Origin of the sequence: Algoriphagus yeomjeoni (assembly GCF_049821175.1) — a bacterium.
In the GTDB taxonomy this organism is placed as follows: domain Bacteria; phylum Bacteroidota; class Bacteroidia; order Cytophagales; family Cyclobacteriaceae; genus Algoriphagus; species Algoriphagus yeomjeoni_A.
In genome coordinates this window covers 1,662,536-1,684,465 of sequence record NZ_CP187512.1, presented here as the reverse complement: position 1 = coordinate 1,684,465, position 21,930 = coordinate 1,662,536, and the positions used below count along the sequence as shown (strand labels likewise).

The following is a 21,930-nucleotide window of genomic DNA, read 5'->3' as shown; positions in this document are numbered from 1 at the left end:
CACCTTAATTACCAAAAACTGATTGAATTGCCTCTAGGTAATCAAATCCATGACCTTCAGTAGGTTCTATGTAGTTACCTTCCAAATATTCGTTCCAGCAACAAACCATCACTGTGTTTCCGTTGCTGGAGCGATATTTTTTTGAAGTTTGCTGAGCATCTTTAAGCATGGCAGTGAAGGAATTTTTATCACTGTGAACACGATCTTTTTGAGGCTCACTTGGGAATCCAGAAGGTTGTGGCCAAGTACCACCGGCAGGTCGCATATCCCAGCCCATGGCTGTTGGGACTTGGTATTCGAAGTTAGGGTCGTTTTTGAATTTCTCACTCCACATGTTCCAATGCCCTTTGTAAGTCTCTCGCATGTCATCAAAGGATTTGTTGTCCTTGTTCATGAAATTGTGGTACACATAAGCCGTCATTCCTTCAAAACCCATGCTTTTCAATCTAGGGACATATTCCTGGAGCAATTGCTTTTTCTGATAAGTACCACCTTCCCAAGGTTTCTGAGGATTGTTGGCTTTCCACTGGGTAGGAAGTCCGTAAATCCGCTCATTTTCAAGCATAGGTCCCGCCATGACAGCAATAAATTTAATCCCAGGTAAACCGGCTTTTTTGGCAATTTTCTGAGATAGGTCCAAAAGATCTTTCAGTTTCAAACCATAAAAAGCAGCTCTAGCCTCAGCGTCTTGTGGGAAATAGAAATAAACGATTGGGCGACCATCTTTTTCTTTCAAATAATCACCTCTACCAAAGTATTGATCTACCCAGAGTTGGGTGATTTTCTCATGAACTTTCAAATACAATTCCTTATCAGGCTTTTCCCCTGGATAGTTTGCCTTCCTCGCCATTTCATCTGGAGATCCTACGTTGAGCCACGCCATCCAGCGCTCGTCACTGTCATCACACCAGTTCAGTGCCCATTTCATTTGCTTTTCGGCTGGCAAGCTTTCATTTACTTCCAGCATTACTTTGAGCTGATCTCCCCATTCTACCAATCCAGGCACGGCTACACGTCCGGCATTTGCTGGGTCCTTTTTCCAGCCTTTTGGATAATAGATTTTTGATTGGGGGCCAAAGTCCAAGTGGTAATAATAGTTCCTTCCAAAAAACCAGTCGTATGCAAAAAAGTCAATTCCGTAGCTTTTCATGTATTCCAGCTGTTTTTTGATGACTTCCGGATCATCTCTTTTGTAAAAGCCTTTTAATTCCTTGATTGGTTTTCTATCTAAATAAGGGCCTTCGTAGGGATAGTTTTCATTGTAAATCCTTCCTTTTGGCCCCCAAATACTTGGATTTTGTAAACTTGAACAATCCCCTCTTCCGGTAAGACATGACCAGAAACTATCCCTATCTGAAGCTGGATCAGGCGAGGTGTTCCACGAAGGCATGAAAAAGACGCCTACTTTTTCATCATCTTCAGCAACTCTTGCTTGCTTGGTGAAGCTGGCGAAACTTGCTAATTGGCTCTGGGGAACTTCTGTGTTTTCTTTCGCTAAAAAAATAACTAAGGAAACAATAATGATAGCCAGGAGAGAGTAGAGAGCAGATTTTAGCATAGTTGCTTTTTTTAAAAATAACTCATTCTCCCTAGAATTTAAAACTGGATCAGGGGCGTTAATTTCAAAATCAGGTCAATGTTTTCCTTAAAATCTGGATACCCCTGTATTTAGGGAGGAGCTTTTTGTAATCAAGGTGGTAGGTAAAAAGCCATTCAAAGCCCATCTTTCTATAGAATGTTTGGGCTTGTAATTGGGTGTCCATTACTTCCAGCCACATGTATTTTAGGCCTCTTTCTCTGGCAATAGACTCAACTCGCTTCATGATTTGAGCTGCAACTCCTTTTCCCTGATATTCTTTGCTGATATAAATTCTATGAAGTTTTAGCGAATCCGGAAAATCTATGAAGTCGGGAGATTCTGGATAATTGTACTTTAGAATGCCAATTTTCCATCCATCATAAAGCAAAAAGTAATAATGGCTGGTTGGATCTTCCAGATCTTTTTGGAAGACTTCTGGATTATACATTTGTTGAAGGTACCACTCTCCAGTGTCAGACCAAATGTGTTTGTAGGAAGGAATATAGATTTCCCTCATCAATTCAATTAGCTCTGGCTGGTCCGCTAGGGTGAGTTTTTGTATGCTAATATCTTCAGATAGTTTAATCATTGAAATAGGCGGAGGTGGGCGATTAGGTTAGCGTAAACTGAAAATATTGGAGTTTGTTTGGGGATAATTCTTATTCAAAGAAATGTAATTAGGCGGTCTTGCCAAAATAATAAGGAAGAGAATTCTATGCTATTTCTAAATAAATATTGAAAGACATAGGCAATTCAAAGGCATCTGAAGTTGACTTGAATAATTCGGAGGTTGATTCCTGCTTTTTACGAAATTTTTTTAAGACAATCCGACTAGTACGATAGTAATCGTTGCCATATTAAAAGATCTGTGAATCAGGTGATTTTGGTTGACCTAATAGTTAGGGAGATTACTATGAAAATCGTTTAGGTATGTTTTTTACCTGTCAAACGAAGCTCTGAAGTAACTATTGTTATGAAACGCAATAAAAAACGTTTGTATTGCATAAAAGTGGTTTTGAAATACAAAATTTTTTATTACTTATGTACTTGCAAACAATTTGTAATTCTAGTTAAGCAATATAGGGTAGGAGTTTTTTGGTGATTGCTTAGACAGAATTTTTTAACAATAGCTTATGAAAAATTTCTACAATTCCTCGATTATTGGAATTCTGAGTCTGTCCTTCCTGCTTTTTTTCGGGAATGCGTTCTCAGCAATTGCCCAAAGTGGCACAGCCACAGTTACTACGGATAAGGATGATTACGCTCCGGGGGAGTATGTAATCATTACAGGCTCAGGTTGGGAACCCGGAGAACGGGTTGATTTTCATTTTGAAGAAACTCCGAAGCCGGAAACCTGTGTTAATTCACATGATTATTTCGCAATTGCTGATGAGAATGGAGATATATCATATAGCGGGTTTTTGATTAAAGACAATCACTTAGGAGTTGCATTTGTGCTGACTGCAACCGGGCAAATTTCTGGGAGAGTTGCTGTTACTGAGTTTACTGATGCAAACATTACAGTAGCTGCATCTGGACTTCCAGCTGGGACATCTTTATCAGTTTCATATAGATTGGGCACTTCAGAAAACGTACCCACTGGATCTTACACAAATACGGCATCCTTTACTCCACCGGCAACTCCTTCTACATTCGTTCAATCTAATAAAGAATATATAGATTTTATTTTTCCTGATGTGGTTGTAAGTGGGGTAACCTATTCAAGCACAACTATAAATGCTGATGGGGATGTTGTAGCTGGCCCTAATTTAAGGTATCGTATGCCGAATAACTCTGCTAAATTATTTACAGGGATTTATGTTTCAGTTTGTTCACAACCTTCCATTTCAGATGCTCCGACAGCCAAAGCCATTACCTATGGCGATTCAGAACCTACTTTTTCAGTAACAGCAACTGGGGATGGCTTAAGTTACCAGTGGCAATATAATACTGCGCTTGCACCTGGAACTTGGAATAATGTTGGGATAAATTCATCAAGTTATACTGTTCCATCTCCTGGTGTTAGTTTCAGTGGACGTACGTATCGAGTGGTAATTACTGGTTCATGTGGAACTGTGACTAGTAGTGCGGTAGGGTTGACGGTGAATAAGAAGCCTTTGACCGCTACTTCTACTGTAGCCTCTAAAGTGTATAATGGTTCACCTATTACAGGCACAGTTTCTTTAGGGACTGTATCGGGCCTTATTGGAACAGAAACATTATTAATTACACCATCTGCAAGTAACTATGCCGATGCAAATGCAGGTGTAGGAAAAGCAACTACCATATCATATAGTCTTGCTGATGGAACTAATGGTGGGCTGGCTGCGAATTACAGCATGGCTGATTTGGCCACTACGGGAACGATTTCCAAGCGTGCAGCTACGTGGACAACGGATGTAAACAGCAAAATCTATGGAGAGGCGGACCCAAGTCCGTTGACCACAGGTTCAGGTGACTTCCTTGCTGGAGACAATATCACTGCTACTTATACAAGAGCAACAGGAGAAACAGTTGCGGGAGGACCATACCAGATCACTGCTACGTTGGTAGATCCAAACAGCAAACTGGCTAACTACACGATTACCAATCCCGGTGCTGACTTTAGTATCACGCAACGAGCGATCACGATCACGGTGGACGCAGGCCAGACGAAGATTTATGGCGATGCAGATCCGTTACCGTTCACCGCTACAGTAACCTCAGGAGTAATCCAGGGAGCTGATGTTGCAACAGGAACATTGGCAAGAGTGGCAGGCGAGGATGTAGGTTCTTATGCCATCAGTCAGAACGACTATACCTATGGCAGCAACTACGATGAGACCTTTGTAGGGGATGACTTTAGTATCACGCAACGAGCGATCACGATCACGGTGGACGCAGGCCAGACGAAGATTTATGGCGATGCAGATCCGTTACCGTTCACCGCTACAGTAACCTCAGGAGTAATCCAGGGAGCTGATGTTGCAACAGGAACATTGGCAAGAGTGGCAGGCGAGGATGTAGGTTCTTATGCCATCAGTCAGAACGACTATACCTATGGCAGCAACTACGATGAGACCTTTGTAGGGGATGACTTTAGTATCACGCAACGAGCGATCACGATCACGGTGGACGCAGGCCAGACGAAGATTTATGGCGATGCAGATCCGTTACCGTTCACCGCTACAGTAACCTCAGGAGTAATCCAGGGAGCTGATGTTGCAACAGGAACATTGGCAAGAGTGGCAGGCGAGGATGTAGGTTCTTATGCCATCAGTCAGAACGACTATACCTATGGCAGCAACTACGATGAGACCTTTGTAGGGGATGACTTTAGTATCACGCAACGAGCGATCACGATCACGGTGGACGCAGGCCAGACGAAGATTTATGGCGATGCAGATCCGTTACCGTTCACCGCTACAGTAACCTCAGGAGTAATCCAGGGAGCTGATGTTGCAACAGGAACATTGGCAAGAGTGGCAGGCGAGGATGTAGGTTCTTATGCCATCAGTCAGAACGACTATACCTATGGCAGCAACTACGATGAGACCTTTGTAGGGGATGACTTTAGTATCACGCAACGAGCGATCACGATCACGGTGGACGCAGGCCAGACGAAGATTTATGGCGATGCAGATCCGTTACCGTTCACCGCTACAGTAACCTCAGGAGTAATCCAGGGAGCTGATGTTGCAACAGGAACATTGGCAAGAGTGGCAGGCGAGGATGTAGGTTCTTATGCCATCAGTCAGAACGACTATACCTATGGCAGCAACTACGATGAGACCTTTGTAGGGGATGACTTTAGTATCACGCAACGAGCGATCACGATCACGGTGGACGCAGGCCAGACGAAGATTTATGGCGATGCAGATCCGTTACCGTTCACCGCTACAGTAACCTCAGGAGTAATCCAGGGAGCTGATGTTGCAACAGGAACATTGGCAAGAGTGGCAGGCGAGGATGTAGGTTCTTATGCCATCAGTCAGAACGACTATACCTATGGCAGCAACTACGATGAGACCTTTGTAGGGGATGACTTTAGTATCACGCAACGAGCGATCACGATCACGGTGGACGCAGGCCAGACGAAGATTTATGGCGATGCAGATCCGTTACCGTTCACCGCTACAGTAACCTCAGGAGTAATCCAGGGAGCTGATGTTGCAACAGGAACATTGGCAAGAGTGGCAGGCGAGGATGTAGGTTCTTATGCCATCAGTCAGAACGACTATACCTATGGCAGCAACTACGATGAGACCTTTGTAGGGGATGACTTTAGTATCACGCAACGAGCGATCACGATCACGGTGGACGCAGGCCAGACGAAGATTTATGGCGATGCAGATCCGTTACCGTTCACCGCTACAGTAACCTCAGGAGTAATCCAGGGAGCTGATGTTGCAACAGGAACATTGGCAAGAGTGGCAGGCGAGGATGTAGGTTCTTATGCCATCAGTCAGAACGACTATACCTATGGCAGCAACTACGATGAGACCTTTGTAGGGGATGACTTTAGTATCACGCAACGAGCGATCACGATCACGGTGGACGCAGGCCAGACGAAGATTTATGGCGATGCAGATCCGTTACCGTTCACCGCTACAGTAACCTCAGGAGTAATCCAGGGAGCTGATGTTGCAACAGGAACATTGGCAAGAGTGGCAGGCGAGGATGTAGGTTCTTATGCCATCAGTCAGAACGACTATACCTATGGCAGCAACTACGATGAGACCTTTGTAGGGGATGACTTTAGTATCACGCAACGAGCGATCACGATCACGGTGGACGCAGGCCAGACGAAGATTTATGGCGATGCAGATCCGTTACCGTTCACCGCTACAGTAACCTCAGGAGTAATCCAGGGAGCTGATGTTGCAACAGGAACATTGGCAAGAGTGGCAGGCGAGGATGTAGGTTCTTATGCCATCAGTCAGAACGACTATACCTATGGCAGCAACTACGATGAGACCTTTGTAGGGGATGACTTTAGTATCACGCAACGAGCGATCACGATCACGGTGGACGCAGGCCAGACGAAGATTTATGGCGATGCAGATCCGTTACCGTTCACCGCTACAGTAACCTCAGGAGTAATCCAGGGAGCTGATGTTGCAACAGGAACATTGGCAAGAGTGGCAGGCGAGGATGTAGGTTCTTATGCCATCAGTCAGAACGACTATACCTATGGCAGCAACTACGATGAGACCTTTGTAGGGGATGACTTTAGTATCACGCAACGAGCGATCACGATCACGGTGGACGCAGGCCAGACGAAGATTTATGGCGATGCAGATCCGTTACCGTTCACCGCTACAGTAACCTCAGGAGTAATCCAGGGAGCTGATGTTGCAACAGGAACATTGGCAAGAGTGGCAGGCGAGGATGTAGGTTCTTATGCCATCAGTCAGAACGACTATACCTATGGCAGCAACTACGATGAGACCTTTGTAGGGGATGACTTTAGTATCACGCAACGAGCGATCACGATCACGGTGGACGCAGGCCAGACGAAGATTTATGGCGATGCAGATCCGTTACCGTTCACCGCTACAGTAACCTCAGGAGTAATCCAGGGAGCTGATGTTGCAACAGGAACATTGGCAAGAGTGGCAGGCGAGGATGTAGGTTCTTATGCCATCAGTCAGAACGACTATACCTATGGCAGCAACTACGATGAGACCTTTGTAGGGGATGACTTTAGTATCACGCAACGAGCGATCACGATCACGGTGGACGCAGGCCAGACGAAGATTTATGGCGATGCAGATCCGTTACCGTTCACCGCTACAGTAACCTCAGGAGTAATCCAGGGAGCTGATGTTGCAACAGGAACATTGGCAAGAGTGGCAGGCGAGGATGTAGGTTCTTATGCCATCAGTCAGAACGACTATACCTATGGCAGCAACTACGATGAGACCTTTGTAGGGGATGACTTTAGTATCACGCAACGAGCGATCACGATCACGGTGGACGCAGGCCAGACGAAGATTTATGGCGATGCAGATCCGTTACCGTTCACCGCTACAGTAACCTCAGGAGTAATCCAGGGAGCTGATGTTGCAACAGGAACATTGGCAAGAGTGGCAGGCGAGGATGTAGGTTCTTATGCCATCAGTCAGAACGACTATACCTATGGCAGCAACTACGATGAGACCTTTGTAGGGGATGACTTTAGTATCACGCAACGAGCGATCACGATCACGGTGGACGCAGGCCAGACGAAGATTTATGGCGATGCAGATCCGTTACCGTTCACCGCTACAGTAACCTCAGGAGTAATCCAGGGAGCTGATGTTGCAACAGGAACATTGGCAAGAGTGGCAGGCGAGGATGTAGGTTCTTATGCCATCAGTCAGAACGACTATACCTATGGCAGCAACTACGATGAGACCTTTGTAGGGGATGACTTTAGTATCACGCAACGAGCGATCACGATCACGGTGGACGCAGGCCAGACGAAGATTTATGGCGATGCAGATCCGTTACCGTTCACCGCTACAGTAACCTCAGGAGTAATCCAGGGAGCTGATGTTGCAACAGGAACATTGGCAAGAGTGGCAGGCGAGGATGTAGGTTCTTATGCCATCAGTCAGAACGACTATACCTATGGCAGCAACTACGATGAGACCTTTGTAGGGGATGACTTTAGTATCACGCAACGAGCGATCACGATCACGGTGGACGCAGGCCAGACGAAGATTTATGGCGATGCAGATCCGTTACCGTTCACCGCTACAGTAACCTCAGGAGTAATCCAGGGAGCTGATGTTGCAACAGGAACATTGGCAAGAGTGGCAGGCGAGGATGTAGGTTCTTATGCCATCAGTCAGAACGACTATACCTATGGCAGCAACTACGATGAGACCTTTGTAGGGGATGACTTTAGTATCACGCAACGAGCGATCACGATCACGGTGGACGCAGGCCAGACGAAGATTTATGGCGATGCAGATCCGTTACCGTTCACCGCTACAGTAACCTCAGGAGTAATCCAGGGAGCTGATGTTGCAACAGGAACATTGGCAAGAGTGGCAGGCGAGGATGTAGGTTCTTATGCCATCAGTCAGAACGACTATACCTATGGCAGCAACTACGATGAGACCTTTGTAGGGGATGACTTTAGTATCACGCAACGAGCGATCACGATCACGGTGGACGCAGGCCAGACGAAGATTTATGGCGATGCAGATCCGTTACCGTTCACCGCTACAGTAACCTCAGGAGTAATCCAGGGAGCTGATGTTGCAACAGGAACATTGGCAAGAGTGGCAGGCGAGGATGTAGGTTCTTATGCCATCAGTCAGAACGACTATACCTATGGCAGCAACTACGATGAGACCTTTGTAGGGGATGACTTTAGTATCACGCAACGAGCGATCACGATCACGGTGGACGCAGGCCAGACGAAGATTTATGGCGATGCAGATCCGTTACCGTTCACCGCTACAGTAACCTCAGGAGTAATCCAGGGAGCTGATGTTGCAACAGGAACATTGGCAAGAGTGGCAGGCGAGGATGTAGGTTCTTATGCCATCAGTCAGAACGACTATACCTATGGCAGCAACTACGATGAGACCTTTGTAGGGGATGACTTTAGTATCACGCAACGAGCGATCACGATCACGGTGGACGCAGGCCAGACGAAGATTTATGGCGATGCAGATCCGTTACCGTTCACCGCTACAGTAACCTCAGGAGTAATCCAGGGAGCTGATGTTGCAACAGGAACATTGGCAAGAGTGGCAGGCGAGGATGTAGGTTCTTATGCCATCAGTCAGAACGACTATACCTATGGCAGCAACTACGATGAGACCTTTGTAGGGGATGACTTTAGTATCACGCAACGAGCGATCACGATCACGGTGGACGCAGGCCAGACGAAGATTTATGGCGATGCAGATCCGTTACCGTTCACCGCTACAGTAACCTCAGGAGTAATCCAGGGAGCTGATGTTGCAACAGGAACATTGGCAAGAGTGGCAGGCGAGGATGTAGGTTCTTATGCCATCAGTCAGAACGACTATACCTATGGCAGCAACTACGATGAGACCTTTGTAGGGGATGACTTTAGTATCACGCAACGAGCGATCACGATCACGGTGGACGCAGGCCAGACGAAGATTTATGGCGATGCAGATCCGTTACCGTTCACCGCTACAGTAACCTCAGGAGTAATCCAGGGAGCTGATGTTGCAACAGGAACATTGGCAAGAGTGGCAGGCGAGGATGTAGGTTCTTATGCCATCAGTCAGAACGACTATACCTATGGCAGCAACTACGATGAGACCTTTGTAGGGGATGACTTTAGTATCACGCAACGAGCGATCACGATCACGGTGGACGCAGGCCAGACGAAGATTTATGGCGATGCAGATCCGTTACCGTTCACCGCTACAGTAACCTCAGGAGTAATCCAGGGAGCTGATGTTGCAACAGGAACATTGGCAAGAGTGGCAGGCGAGGATGTAGGTTCTTATGCCATCAGTCAGAACGACTATACCTATGGCAGCAACTACGATGAGACCTTTGTAGGGGATGACTTTAGTATCACGCAACGAGCGATCACGATCACGGTGGACGCAGGCCAGACGAAGATTTATGGCGATGCAGATCCGTTACCGTTCACCGCTACAGTAACCTCAGGAGTAATCCAGGGAGCTGATGTTGCAACAGGAACATTGGCAAGAGTGGCAGGCGAGGATGTAGGTTCTTATGCCATCAGTCAGAACGACTATACCTATGGCAGCAACTACGATGAGACCTTTGTAGGGGATGACTTTAGTATCACGCAACGAGCGATCACGATCACGGTGGACGCAGGCCAGACGAAGATTTATGGCGATGCAGATCCGTTACCGTTCACCGCTACAGTAACCTCAGGAGTAATCCAGGGAGCTGATGTTGCAACAGGAACATTGGCAAGAGTGGCAGGCGAGGATGTAGGTTCTTATGCCATCAGTCAGAACGACTATACCTATGGCAGCAACTACGATGAGACCTTTGTAGGGGATGACTTTAGTATCACGCAACGAGCGATCACGATCACGGTGGACGCAGGCCAGACGAAGATTTATGGCGATGCAGATCCGTTACCGTTCACCGCTACAGTAACCTCAGGAGTAATCCAGGGAGCTGATGTTGCAACAGGAACATTGGCAAGAGTGGCAGGCGAGGATGTAGGTTCTTATGCCATCAGTCAGAACGACTATACCTATGGCAGCAACTACGATGAGACCTTTGTAGGGGATGACTTTAGTATCACGCAACGAGCGATCACGATCACGGTGGACGCAGGCCAGACGAAGATTTATGGCGATGCAGATCCGTTACCGTTCACCGCTACAGTAACCTCAGGAGTAATCCAGGGAGCTGATGTTGCAACAGGAACATTGGCAAGAGTGGCAGGCGAGGATGTAGGTTCTTATGCCATCAGTCAGAACGACTATACCTATGGCAGCAACTACGATGAGACCTTTGTAGGGGATGACTTTAGTATCACGCAACGAGCGATCACGATCACGGTGGACGCAGGCCAGACGAAGATTTATGGCGATGCAGATCCGTTACCGTTCACCGCTACAGTAACCTCAGGAGTAATCCAGGGAGCTGATGTTGCAACAGGAACATTGGCAAGAGTGGCAGGCGAGGATGTAGGTTCTTATGCCATCAGTCAGAACGACTATACCTATGGCAGCAACTACGATGAGACCTTTGTAGGGGATGACTTTAGTATCACGCAACGAGCGATCACGATAACTGCTGATAACCTATTTAAATATTGTGGTCAAGTCGATCCTCCACTTACATACCAAATTACCTCTGGGGCTTTGGTGACTGGTGATGGATTTACAGGGGAATTAGTAAGAGCAACAGGCGAGGGAGCGAGTAATTATTCTATTAACCAGGGTACATTGGCTTTAAGTAGTAATTATAACTTTACTTATGTCCCTGGAACACTAACAGTTAATGCTGTGACTCTTGATATTACCAATGCTCAAAATCCACGAAGCATCAATGAACTTGTAACAATTACTATTGGTGTTACAGATGGATCCACAAATCTTTCGGATGTCCTTGTTACCCTGAATGTAGGAGCTGTTTCATATACAGCAACATCAGAAAATGGTATAGCGACCTTCGATCTAGGGAAATTAGCTGCAGATCTTTATGCTGTGACAGCCCAAGCAGGCGGCTGCTCAGAATCAGAAGAAGTATTCCTTCCAGTTTACGACCCTGCAGGAGGATTTGTAACCGGTGGTGGTTGGATTGATTCGCCATTAGGAGCTTCTAAACTGTATCCTACCGCAACTGGAAAAGCAAATTTTGGATTCAATGCAAAGTATAAAACTGGTAAAAACAATACCAATGAAGTTGATGGTAACACTAACTTCCAGTTCAAAGCTGGTGATCTTCACTTCTCAAGTTCCGCACACCATAGCATGTCTCTGGTAATCTCTGGCGCTAAGGCAACTTATACTGGTGAAGGAACGATCAATGGAACTGGTAGCTATGAGTTCAGATTAATAGCAATTGATGGTAACCTCCTTGGTAATACTGTTGATAAGTTCAGAATTAAGGTTTGGACTAAAGGAAACCCTTCGGATGTAATTTATGATAATCAAAAAGATGTTTCAGAAAGCTCCGACCTTGCTACAATGCTCGGAGGTGGTTCTATCGTGATCCATAAACCAAATGGCAAAGGCAACAAGCGAATAGTAACTGATTTGATCTCCGTTCCTTGGAACACGCCAACTGAAGTAATAGAGAAGAAGATTGCTAGTATGAGTGCTAATTGGTTCGATGGGAAAGGTATCAAGTTGACTATCAATACTGAATCCTATAATCCACTTGCAGCTGGGTTCTATGAATTGAAAGTTAATGTGCAGGAAAACGAATGGTTTGCACTTGATGAACCAATTACTGTGAATGTACTTGTAGCAGACAAGCCTTTGGCAACTGATATTATACTGAGCAATTCTATTCTCCTTAGAAATATCAATGCAGGTACGGTGATCGGTGATTTGAGCACCATTGATCCTGCAGATGATCAGCATACTTACACGATAGCAGAGCAATCTGACTTTGAGTTAGTAGGCAAGTCAATTGTTTGGAAGGGAGATGCCATCCCATCCAATTCAATACTAAGGGTATTCAGTACTGATAGAGCAGGGCAGACGATAGAGCGATCTATAGAACTGACAAGAGAACCTAGATTCGGCGACTTCACTATGTTCCCTAACCCAGCAGAATCTGCTGTTACGATTGAGGTTGAATTGGAACAAAGCATGAATGTGGGAATCAGAATCTATGATGCCGTGGGACGATTGGTATTTGAAGATGAGAGCGTTCAAAACGGAATTTCTAAACATCAAATCACTATTGATCATCTAAGTCCTGGCTTATATACAGTTCAGTTGAAAACCGGCAAACTTGTAATGAACAAACGATTAATCAAAAAGTAAAGGGTCTAACTCTTAAAGCTGAAAGCCTCTCCTGGTAAAATAGGAGAGGCTTTTTTATGGATTTTGAAGTGGAAATCAGGTAGGTACGATAAGTGATCTAACCAAATAGGATATTCTTTAGCTCGATAAAAATAGTGTGGCTACTAGTTGAATTTTCACAAAAAAACCATCCCCGAAAAGTAATCCCTATTGTTTGGAAAGCAATTCCTTCAGTTCGTCCTAAGTCAGCGGGTCTGGAAAACTGGTTTTAGTAGCTTATAAAATGATGAGGCCATCTCACAAGTTATGAATGTCACATTGAGCAATTGAGAGACGAGAGTCTCGAAATGGAAATATGCTCTGATTCAACAGGAACTGCCTTCGACTCCGCTCAGGCTGACAGTAGATAAACTTTTGAGACAGCCTCTTTACATCATTTTCTAACCTCAATTCAAAGACCATGAAAAAGCTATTAGCGCCATTATTAGCCATATTATTCTTAGCCTCCTGTGGCACGGAAAGTATGAACGACATGCAACCCGACCTGGAAAACAGCACCGAACTTCTTGTTAAGAATAGTGATAGCGACTTGCTAAATATGAGGATTACATCAACTGCTTCCAGTACCGATGGTTGTATTGAACCGGGAAGTGAAGATTACTATCCTGTTTCCGATATGGCTAGCCTGACCGTTGGTAAAAACACAAAATCGGTCAGCTACTCTGCTTACAACACCGAAACGGAATTTGTGGTGGAAGTGACCTATGCCATCACTACCGGACCTGCAAATGCAAAGGCCACCATTACGATTGATATTGAAGGCGATGAAGCGGAATATACAGAGGTGAGCTCAGGCAGCACGGTCAGTCATACAATGCCCCTTGCTGACGGCTGGTCCGGAGGTGAGGAAGTGACGTTTAGCATAGTACAAGAGGCATTGGGTGAGCCAATCACCTTCAGCGAAAGCTATTCCTTAATCCCTGTTTGTGAAGAAGTATCATTGGAGATAGGTATGGAATATCAGGGCGGTATTATTGCCTATATCTTACAGGAAGGTGACCCAGGATATGTGGCAGGTGAAACCCACGGCCTAATAGCTGCTCCAAGCGACCAAAGTGAGGGAACCGCATGGGGCTGTTTTGGAACTTCGATTGGTGGTACAAGCATAGCAATAGGTTCAGGTGCAGCTAATACCAACGCTATAGTGAGTGGTTGTGCAGAAGCAGGAATCGCCGCTAGGATATGTGATGATTTAGTTTTAGGTGGATTTGACGATTGGTATTTACCCAGCAAAGACGAGTTAAACAAACTATATCAGAATAGAGTGGCAATTGGCGGTTTTGCTAGTGCCTTCTATTCGAGTTCCAGCGAGTACATTAGCAGCTCCGCTTGGAAACAGTATTTCAGCAATGGCAACCAGTTCAGCCTCAATAAGCAACTCACGCATAGAGTTCGTGCGGTTCGGGCTTTTTAACTATTTATCTTCCGATCGCTCGGGATTAACAATTTAAAAATTGCCGCGACTTGTACTGAGCGCCCGCCTCTCGGAGGGCAGGAAGTCGATTAAGTCGTTGTTTTTTGAAAACTGGCAGGGAATAAAGTCCCTACCAGTTTTTTTATTGAAAGGTGAGTTTTAAAAGGGTCATCTTAATGCTTGTAGAAACTGTAAGCAAAATTTTGGATTAATCTATAATCCGTTTTTATGCGAGATATTTATATGTCCTGAGCAATTTTGATTGGGAAAATAAAACCTAGCATTGGGATATTAATATCCATTGTTCGTCCTACTTCATTATTATTTTTCACTGATTTTCAGAAAATTGGCAGACAATCAAGAAGCGTTAAATCCACCATAACAATAGCTTTTTAAGCTAAATAACTTTTCTCTTCCGATTAGATAAATTAAAAAATAGGTCAAATAAATTTTGCACTAAAACCAAAAAGAAATGACAGGAAAATTACTCATGATCAAATTTAAAATATGCCTTCTGTTTATTTCAGCATTCTGTTTAATTCCTACAGTGCAAGGGCAAATCCTGAATTTCAATTATACGGGTGGTCCTATTCAAACTTATACTATCCCAAGCGGGGTGACTACTGTGGGAATTGAGGTCCTGGGGGCAGATGGGGGAGGAAGATTAGAAAGTCGATTTAGTAATTCATTTTTAAACGGAGGAAAAGGCGCTAAGGCAATAGGTAGATTTTCAGTTAGCCCAGGGGATGTTTTAGAACTGAGATTAGGTGCAGCTGGAACCAATGAAACTTCGGGAATTGGTGAGAATGGAATTGCAAAGGTGAGTAAGGCCCCTGGAGGAGGAGATGCCTCTGCGGTATACTTTATGAACAATCCCTTGATCATCGCCGGAGGTGGTGGTGGTAGCGGTGGTACTGCTGCTGGCTTTGGTGGAACGGGTTCTACGATAGGTGGCACTTCTGGACCAGGGGATAATTCCCCTAATCCTGGAGGCTCAAATGGTTCCGGAGGACTCGGAGGAGAATGGTATTCTTTTTTCTCTTCTGGCTTGGGTAGCGGTGATGGCTTTGGCGGCGGCGGCGGCGGCGGTTATTTAAATAGCGGTGCTAATGGACAAAGTAATTATATCATTAGAGATTTACCAAGCGCTGGACCTGGAACAGGAGGAGCAATCCTAAAAGGAGGAACAGGAGGAACTGGTGTAGACGCTGGCTACGGTGGTGGTGGCGGCGGTGGTGGTTATAGTGGTGGAAGTGGATCAGATGGTGGCGGTGCCGGTTTTATTTCTACTAGTATACTAAACTTTGTTAACGGTGGCGGTGGCGGCTCCTTTGTGCATAGTAATGCAACAAATGAATCGATTATTGCGGGTTTACAAGGTGGTGGTAACGGAAGTAATGGTCAAATCATTATTACTTTGAATCCTAATATTCCACCCATAGCAGTAGCGAAACCTCTTACGGTCTCTGCCGATGCAAATTGTAAGGGTACGGCTACCGCTACTCTTTTTGATGGAGGTTCGACAGATCCCGATGGCGATCCACTTACCTTCTCGGTCAGTCCTGTAGGACCTTATACATTGGGCGTGACTAATGTGCTCCTGACGGTTACAGATTCAAAAGGAGCGTCAAGCACAGCTGCAACGACTATTACTGTGGAAGATACTACACCTCCAGTTTTAGTGGTTCGGGACGTAATTTTAGAAATCGGGCCTGATGGAACGGCAGATGCCGATCCCACTACTAACGGAGTACTTGTTTCACAGTATGATAACTGTGAATTCGAACCCCCTATTGTTTCTAATGGAGAAGTTTATACTTGTGCCAATGTAGGTACTATTAACATCCGTTTAACTTTTGAAGACTTTGCAGGAAATAAAACCTCTGCATCCTATCAGGTGACGATAACTGACCCGAATGGTGTTTGCAACCAGCCTCCAGTGGCAGTTGCGCAACCTCTAACAATATCTGCTGATGCAAATTGTGAGGGTATAGCTATCGCTGCTGATTTTGATGGAGGTTCGACTGATGCAGATGGCGATCCACTTACCTTCTCGGTAAGCCCTGCCGGTCCTTATCCCTTGGGCGTGACCAACGTGACATTGAGCGTAAGCGATGGATTGGAAACTTCTCAGGCTATCACGACGATTATAGTGGAAGACAACACTGCTCCCGTAGTGACGGTACCAGCTGACATCACGGTGAATAATGATCCGGGTGTATGCAGTGCCATTGTCAGGGTGACGGTAAATGCTACGGACAATTGTACCACCATCGGAAAAGGGGGCTTGATGACCTTAAGTGGCCTAGGTTCTGCAGGTTCAATTGGCGATTTCTCGGTTACTAGTGTTTTTCCAGTAGGAACGACTACTGTATTTGTAGATGCGGTTGATGCAGCGGGCAACGAAGCAGTACAGCAGAGCTTCACGGTTACCGTACTAGATGCAGAAGCTCCGGTGACCCCAGTCTTGGCTGATGCGACAGGTGAATGCAGTGTAACAGTAGATGCCCCAACCACCACAGACAATTGTGTTGGTACAATCCCAGGAACGACTAATGATCCGACTGAATATACTGAGCAAGGCACTTACCAAATCAGTTGGAACTTTGATGATGGTAATGGGAATAGCACTTCAGCTATTCAGAATGTAATCGTAAAGGATGTGACTGCTCCAGTGATCACATTGATTACGCCGACACCAACGGCAGTACTTGGCTTAAACAACACAGTGACGCTGCAGGCAACTGATATTTTTGCTGCAACTGATAACTGTAGCGGTGTGGAATTTAGCCCAACATCTTTCACGTTTGATTGCGACAACCTTGGAGACAATATCGTTTCGGTAGCCGTAACGGATGCAGTCGGTAATACAGCCAATGCAGATGCCACGGTGACAATAGTTGATAATGTACCTTTAACCATTGATGCTTCCGAGTCAGGTACTCCTGTTCCGTTAGGAAGTGATGCCGTTCTGAAAGCAACTGTATCACCGGCTGTGGAAGGAGTAGCCGTAACTTTCTACTTAGATAATGGACCTGCTTTGGGACCTGCTTTAACTGATGCTTCAGGTTTGGCAACAATCAATCTATCAGATAATTATGATTTAGGTAGCCTGCCAGTTGTCTATAAGGTAAAAGCTACTATAGAGGAATGTACAGGTCTTGTTGAATCTGTGGCTTATCTGCCGATTTATGATCCTAACGGAAACTTTGTCACCGGCGGTGGCTGGATTATGTCTCCAGAAGGTGCCTACAAAGCTGATGAAAGCCTAACCGGTAAAGCAAACTTTGGATTTGTATCGAAATACAAGAAGGGTTCAAGCCAGGTGGACGGTAATACTGAATTCCAATTTAAAGCTGGAGATTTGAACTTCAAGTCTACTTTGCATGAATCAGGCACTTTGGTGATATCCGGTAAAAAAGCTACCTATCGAGGAGAAGGAACTATCAATGGAGAACCTGACTATAAATTCACCTTAGTTGCACTAGATGGAGACTATAACGGTGGATCTGCTCCGGATGAATTCAGAATTAAAATCTGGGGTGAATCAGGAATCATCTATGACAACGGTAAAGGTGCTGATGATAACTCAGATGCTGCAACAGTCTTGGGTGGCGGATCCATTGCAATCCACGAGGCAAAAGGCAAGAATAAGAGAGTTGTCACCGATTTGGTAGAAGTTCCTTGGAACACACCATCTGAAGTAATAGAGAAAAAGATTGCTAGTATGAGTGCTGGATGGTTTGATGGAAAAGGAATCAAGTTGACTATCAATACTGAATCCTACAATCCATTAGCAGCTGGGCTCTATGAATTGAAAGTTAATGTGCAGGAGAACGAATGGTTTGCACTTGATGAACCAATTACAGTTAATGTACTTGTGGCAGACAAGCCTTTGGCAACTGATATTATCCTGAGCAATTCTATTCTCCTAAGAAATATCATTGCAGGTACTGTAATCGGTGATTTGAGCACCATTGATCCGGTAGATGATCAGCATACTTACACGATAGCACAGCAGTCTGACTTTGAATTGGTAGGCAGATCGCTCATCTGGAAGGGTGCTACCATCCCATCCAGTTCAAAACTAAGGGTATTCAGTACTGATAGAGCTGGACAGACTATAGAGCGATCTATAGAACTGACAAGAGAGCCTAGATTCGGGGATTTCACAATGTTCCCAAATCCAGCAAGTTCTGAAGTAAACTTGGAAGTTGAGTTGGAGCAAAGCATGAATGTGGGAATCAGAATCTATGATGCCGTGGGACGATTGGTATTTGAAGATGAAAGAGTCCAAAATGGAATTTCTAAACATCAAATAAATATTGACCACTTAAGTCCAGGCTTATACACAGTACAGTTGAAAACTGGAAAGCTTGTGATGAACAAGCGATTGATTAAAAAGTAAAGGGTCTAACTCTTAAAGTTGAAAGCCTCTCCTGGTAAAATAGGAGAGGCTTTTTTTATAGCTTTTTCTTCATGATCTGAATTCCCCTAACCTCAGGAAGAAGTCGTTCAAAATCCAGCTGGTAGGTATAAACCCATTCAAATCCCATTTTTTCATAAAACTGTTTTGCTTGAGGTTTTTCTACCATCGCCTCTAGCCATATAAAATCTAAACTATTTTCCTTGGCTATTTTTTCTACATAATCCATCAACTCTTTTGCTACTCCCATACCATGAACCGATTGATCTAGATAGAGTCGATGGAGTTTCATTGCATTTTGAATCTCAACTTCTCTGGGAGAAAAGGGAAATTCATATTTTAAAATACCAACAATTTCCTGCTTGTGTTCCACAAAGAAATAGTGACTTCTTTCTCTGGAAAGTTCCTTTTTAAGGTTTTCATAGTTGTAGCATAAGTCCAAATACCAGTCGCCTTGGTCTGTCCAAAAGTCCTGATATGCAGTTTTATAAACTGTCTGCATCAAAGCAAAAAGCAAAGCTTGGTCTTCAAGTTTTAATGGATTGAGAGATAGTTCGGTAGTGATGGTGATCATTTGAGTTTGAAACTTTTCCTAATGTATAAAACAATAAAAAACCACAGCCATTTGACTGTGGTCTTATTTGTTATGCTGCTTCTCTAGAAGCTGCATTAGTATCAGTCTATTTTCTAGCCAATACTTTCTTAGCTGCAGCTACGATATTCGCTGCATCCAATCCGTATTTGTCCAGCAACTGAGTAGGAGTCCCTGACTCGCCGAAGCTGTCATTTACACCTACATATTCCATAGGAGCTGGATTGTTTCTTGCTAGCGTTTGTGCTACGCTATCGCCAAGACCACCATTGTATTGGTGTTCTTCGGCAGATACTGCGCAACCAGTTTTTGCAACAGAATCTAAAATTGCTTCTTCATCCAACGGCTTGATCGTATGGATATTGATCACTTCAGCAGAGATGCCTTCAGATCTCAATATCGCTTCAGCTACTACTGCTTCCCAGACCAAGTGGCCGGTAGCAAAAATAGTCACATCAGTTCCTTCGATCATTTTCCAAGCTTTACCGATCTCAAACTTCTGAGCAGGATCTGTGAATATTGGCCAAGATGGACGACCGAACCTCAGGTAAACAGGTCCCTCGTATTCTGCAATTGCAATCGTAGCAGCTTTCGTCTGATTGTAATCGCAAGGATTGATTACCGTCATGTGAGGAAGCATTTTCATCATGCCCACATCTTCCAGAATCTGGTGCGTTGCCCCATCTTCTCCAAGTGTCAAACCAGCGTGAGAAGCACAAATCTTTACGTTTTTGCCAGAGTAAGCAATAGACTGACGAATCTGATCGTACACACGACCAGTAGAGAAGTTGGCGAAAGTACCTGTGAAAGGAATTTTACCATTGATCGTCATACCTGCCGCGATACCCATCATGTTTGCTTCTGCAATACCAGTCTGGAAGAAGCGCTCAGGAAATTCTTTCTGGAAAGCTCCCATTTTCAATGAACCGATCAAATCGGCACAAAGTCCAACCACATTTGGGTTTCTGCGACCAGCTTCCAGGAAGCCGTCTCCAAAACCTGAACGTGTGTCTTTTTTTTCTGTATAGTTGAATTTTAAATCCAATGTCTTTTCCATGTTTTCTTTTCGTTGAATGGTCTAAAAATAGCCTTGATTAAAAATCACCAATTGTTTCTGGTAACTGTCCCAAAGCATCAGCTAATTGCTCGTCATTTGGAGCGATACCATGCCATTTGTGTGTTCCTACCATAAAATCAACTCCAAAGCCCATTTCAGTGTGAAGTAGGTTCATCACTGGTTTTCCTTTTCGGCTTAGGCTTTTTGCTTTTTCCAGACCTTCTACTACGGATTTCATGTCATTTCCCTGAAGTGTGTCTATAACTTCCCATCCGAAAGACTCATACTTGGCTCTCAGATCGATCAAGTCCATGATCTCTGCAGTAGGGCCATCAATCTGCTGTCTATTAAGATCAATTGTAGCGATTAGATTGTCCACTTTCCAGTGAGCAGCATACATAGCCGCTTCCCATACTTGACCTTCTTCCTGCTCTCCATCGCCCATCAGAACGAATACAGTGCTGTCATCTCCATCGATTTTCTTCGCCTGAGCTGCTCCGATTGCTACTGACATTCCTTGCCCCAAAGAACCGGATGCGATTCTAATCCCCGGAAGTCCTTCCTCTGTTGCCGGGTGGCCTTGAAGTCTGGAATTTAGTTTTCTAAACGTGTTCATTTCCTCAGGAGAAAAATAACCTGATCTGGAAAGTACAGAATACCATACTGGAGAAATATGTCCATTGGAAAGGAAAAATAGGTCTTCACCCTTTCCTTCCATTTTGAAATTAGGATCGTGATTGAGTTGGTTGAAGTAAAGAGCTACAAAGAACTCAGTGCAACCAAGTGATGCTCCGGGGTGGCCGGATTGAACCGCATGTACCATGCGGAGACAGTCTCTACGTACCTGAGATGCAGTACCTTCGAGTTGTTCGATTGTTTGTTTTTCCATTAGGGATATAGGTTTAATTTAGGATTTGTGCTGTGTGATCTTTAGTTTTTACTTTTTCGATGATCTCGGATATTTTACCTTCCTCATCTATTACAAAAGTGGTACGTACAGTACCCATATATTTTCTTCCATACATTGACTTTTCCTGCCAAGTACCAAAAGCCTCGTGAACTTTCAAATCAGTATCGGCGATCAAGGAAAATGGCAGTTCTTGTTTCTCTTTGAATTTAAGGTGAGATTTTTCAGCGTCTGAGCTCACCCCGAAAACCACATAGCCAGCTTTGAGCAAGGCATCGTAATTATCTCTAAGATTGCATGCCTGAGCCGTACATCCTGGAGTAGCATCTTTTGGGTAAAAATAGAGAACCACTTTTTTCCCGCGATAGTCAGAAAGCTTGATGGTTTCTCCTGTTTCAATTTTAGCTTCAAAATCTGGGGCCATTTGGCCTTTTTCTAAGTTCATATGCTATTGTTTAGGGGGCCT

9 protein-coding genes are annotated in these 21,930 nt (G+C 44.7%); 3 read left to right on the top strand and 6 right to left on the bottom strand.

What is annotated here, in order from left to right:
• Positions 1-4 precede the first annotated feature (4 nt).
• Together ACPUEN_RS06645 and ACPUEN_RS06640 are read right to left on the bottom strand one after the other, a co-directional pair.
• Positions 5-1,558 (bottom strand): glycoside hydrolase family 99-like domain-containing protein, encoded by a 1,554-nt coding sequence (locus tag ACPUEN_RS06645; protein ID WP_425639324.1) that lies wholly within the window; start codon positions 1,556-1,558, stop codon positions 5-7.
• A 70-nt stretch (positions 1,559-1,628) separates the two neighbouring features.
• Positions 1,629-2,168, bottom strand: coding sequence for a GNAT family N-acetyltransferase (locus ACPUEN_RS06640; RefSeq protein ID WP_425639323.1), 540 nt, complete (start codon positions 2,166-2,168; stop codon positions 1,629-1,631).
• Positions 2,169-2,712: 544 nt separating this feature from the next.
• On the opposite strand from ACPUEN_RS06640, the gene ACPUEN_RS06635 reads away from it, so the two are divergent.
• The 3 genes from ACPUEN_RS06635 (at position 2,713) to ACPUEN_RS06625 (ending at position 18,890) form a co-directional block, all read left to right on the top strand.
• Entirely contained in the window at positions 2,713-13,029 is a 10,317-nt protein-coding gene (locus ACPUEN_RS06635) for an MBG domain-containing protein (protein ID WP_425639322.1), read from the top strand.
• A gap of 439 nt (positions 13,030-13,468) precedes the next feature.
• A complete protein-coding gene (locus tag ACPUEN_RS06630; protein WP_425639321.1) occupies positions 13,469-14,482 on the top strand; it encodes a DUF1566 domain-containing protein in 1,014 nt (337 codons plus the stop codon).
• Positions 14,483-14,954: 472 nt separating this feature from the next.
• A complete protein-coding gene (locus ACPUEN_RS06625; protein ID WP_425639320.1) occupies positions 14,955-18,890 on the top strand; it encodes a T9SS type A sorting domain-containing protein in 3,936 nt (1,311 codons plus the stop codon).
• Between the two features lie 55 nt (positions 18,891-18,945).
• Here the strand turns inward: ACPUEN_RS06625 and ACPUEN_RS06620 are convergent, their stop codons facing one another.
• From ACPUEN_RS06620 to bcp, 4 genes are all read right to left on the bottom strand, one after another.
• Positions 18,946-19,482, bottom strand: coding sequence for a GNAT family N-acetyltransferase (locus ACPUEN_RS06620; protein ID WP_425639319.1), 537 nt, complete (start codon positions 19,480-19,482; stop codon positions 18,946-18,948).
• A gap of 106 nt (positions 19,483-19,588) precedes the next feature.
• Complete coding sequence (locus ACPUEN_RS06615; RefSeq protein WP_425639318.1) at positions 19,589-20,557, bottom strand: transketolase family protein; 969 nt, start codon at positions 20,555-20,557, stop codon at positions 19,589-19,591.
• Between the two features lie 37 nt (positions 20,558-20,594).
• Complete coding sequence (locus tag ACPUEN_RS06610) at positions 20,595-21,446, bottom strand: transketolase (RefSeq protein ID WP_111611259.1); 852 nt, start codon at positions 21,444-21,446, stop codon at positions 20,595-20,597.
• A gap of 13 nt (positions 21,447-21,459) precedes the next feature.
• A complete protein-coding gene (gene bcp, locus ACPUEN_RS06605; protein ID WP_111611258.1) occupies positions 21,460-21,909 on the bottom strand; it encodes a thioredoxin-dependent thiol peroxidase in 450 nt (149 codons plus the stop codon).
• Positions 21,910-21,930: the final 21 nt, after the last annotated feature.

Bases quoted from the DNA above. Each gene is read 5' to 3' on its own strand.
- ACPUEN_RS06645 (WP_425639324.1), bottom strand. From the start codon at position 1,558: ATGCTAAAATCTGCTCTCTACTCTCTCCTGGCTATCATTATTGTTTCC.
- ACPUEN_RS06640 (WP_425639323.1), bottom strand. From the start codon at position 2,168: ATGATTAAACTATCTGAAGATATTAGCATACAAAAACTCACCCTAGCG.
- ACPUEN_RS06635 (WP_425639322.1), top strand. From the start codon at position 2,713: ATGAAAAATTTCTACAATTCCTCGATTATTGGAATTCTGAGTCTGTCC.
- ACPUEN_RS06630 (WP_425639321.1), top strand. From the start codon at position 13,469: ATGAAAAAGCTATTAGCGCCATTATTAGCCATATTATTCTTAGCCTCC.
- ACPUEN_RS06625 (WP_425639320.1), top strand. From the start codon at position 14,955: ATGACAGGAAAATTACTCATGATCAAATTTAAAATATGCCTTCTGTTT.
- ACPUEN_RS06620 (WP_425639319.1), bottom strand. From the start codon at position 19,482: ATGATCACCATCACTACCGAACTATCTCTCAATCCATTAAAACTTGAA.
- ACPUEN_RS06615 (WP_425639318.1), bottom strand. From the start codon at position 20,557: ATGGAAAAGACATTGGATTTAAAATTCAACTATACAGAAAAAAAAGAC.
- ACPUEN_RS06610 (WP_111611259.1), bottom strand. From the start codon at position 21,446: ATGGAAAAACAAACAATCGAACAACTCGAAGGTACTGCATCTCAGGTA.
- bcp (WP_111611258.1), bottom strand. From the start codon at position 21,909: ATGAACTTAGAAAAAGGCCAAATGGCCCCAGATTTTGAAGCTAAAATT.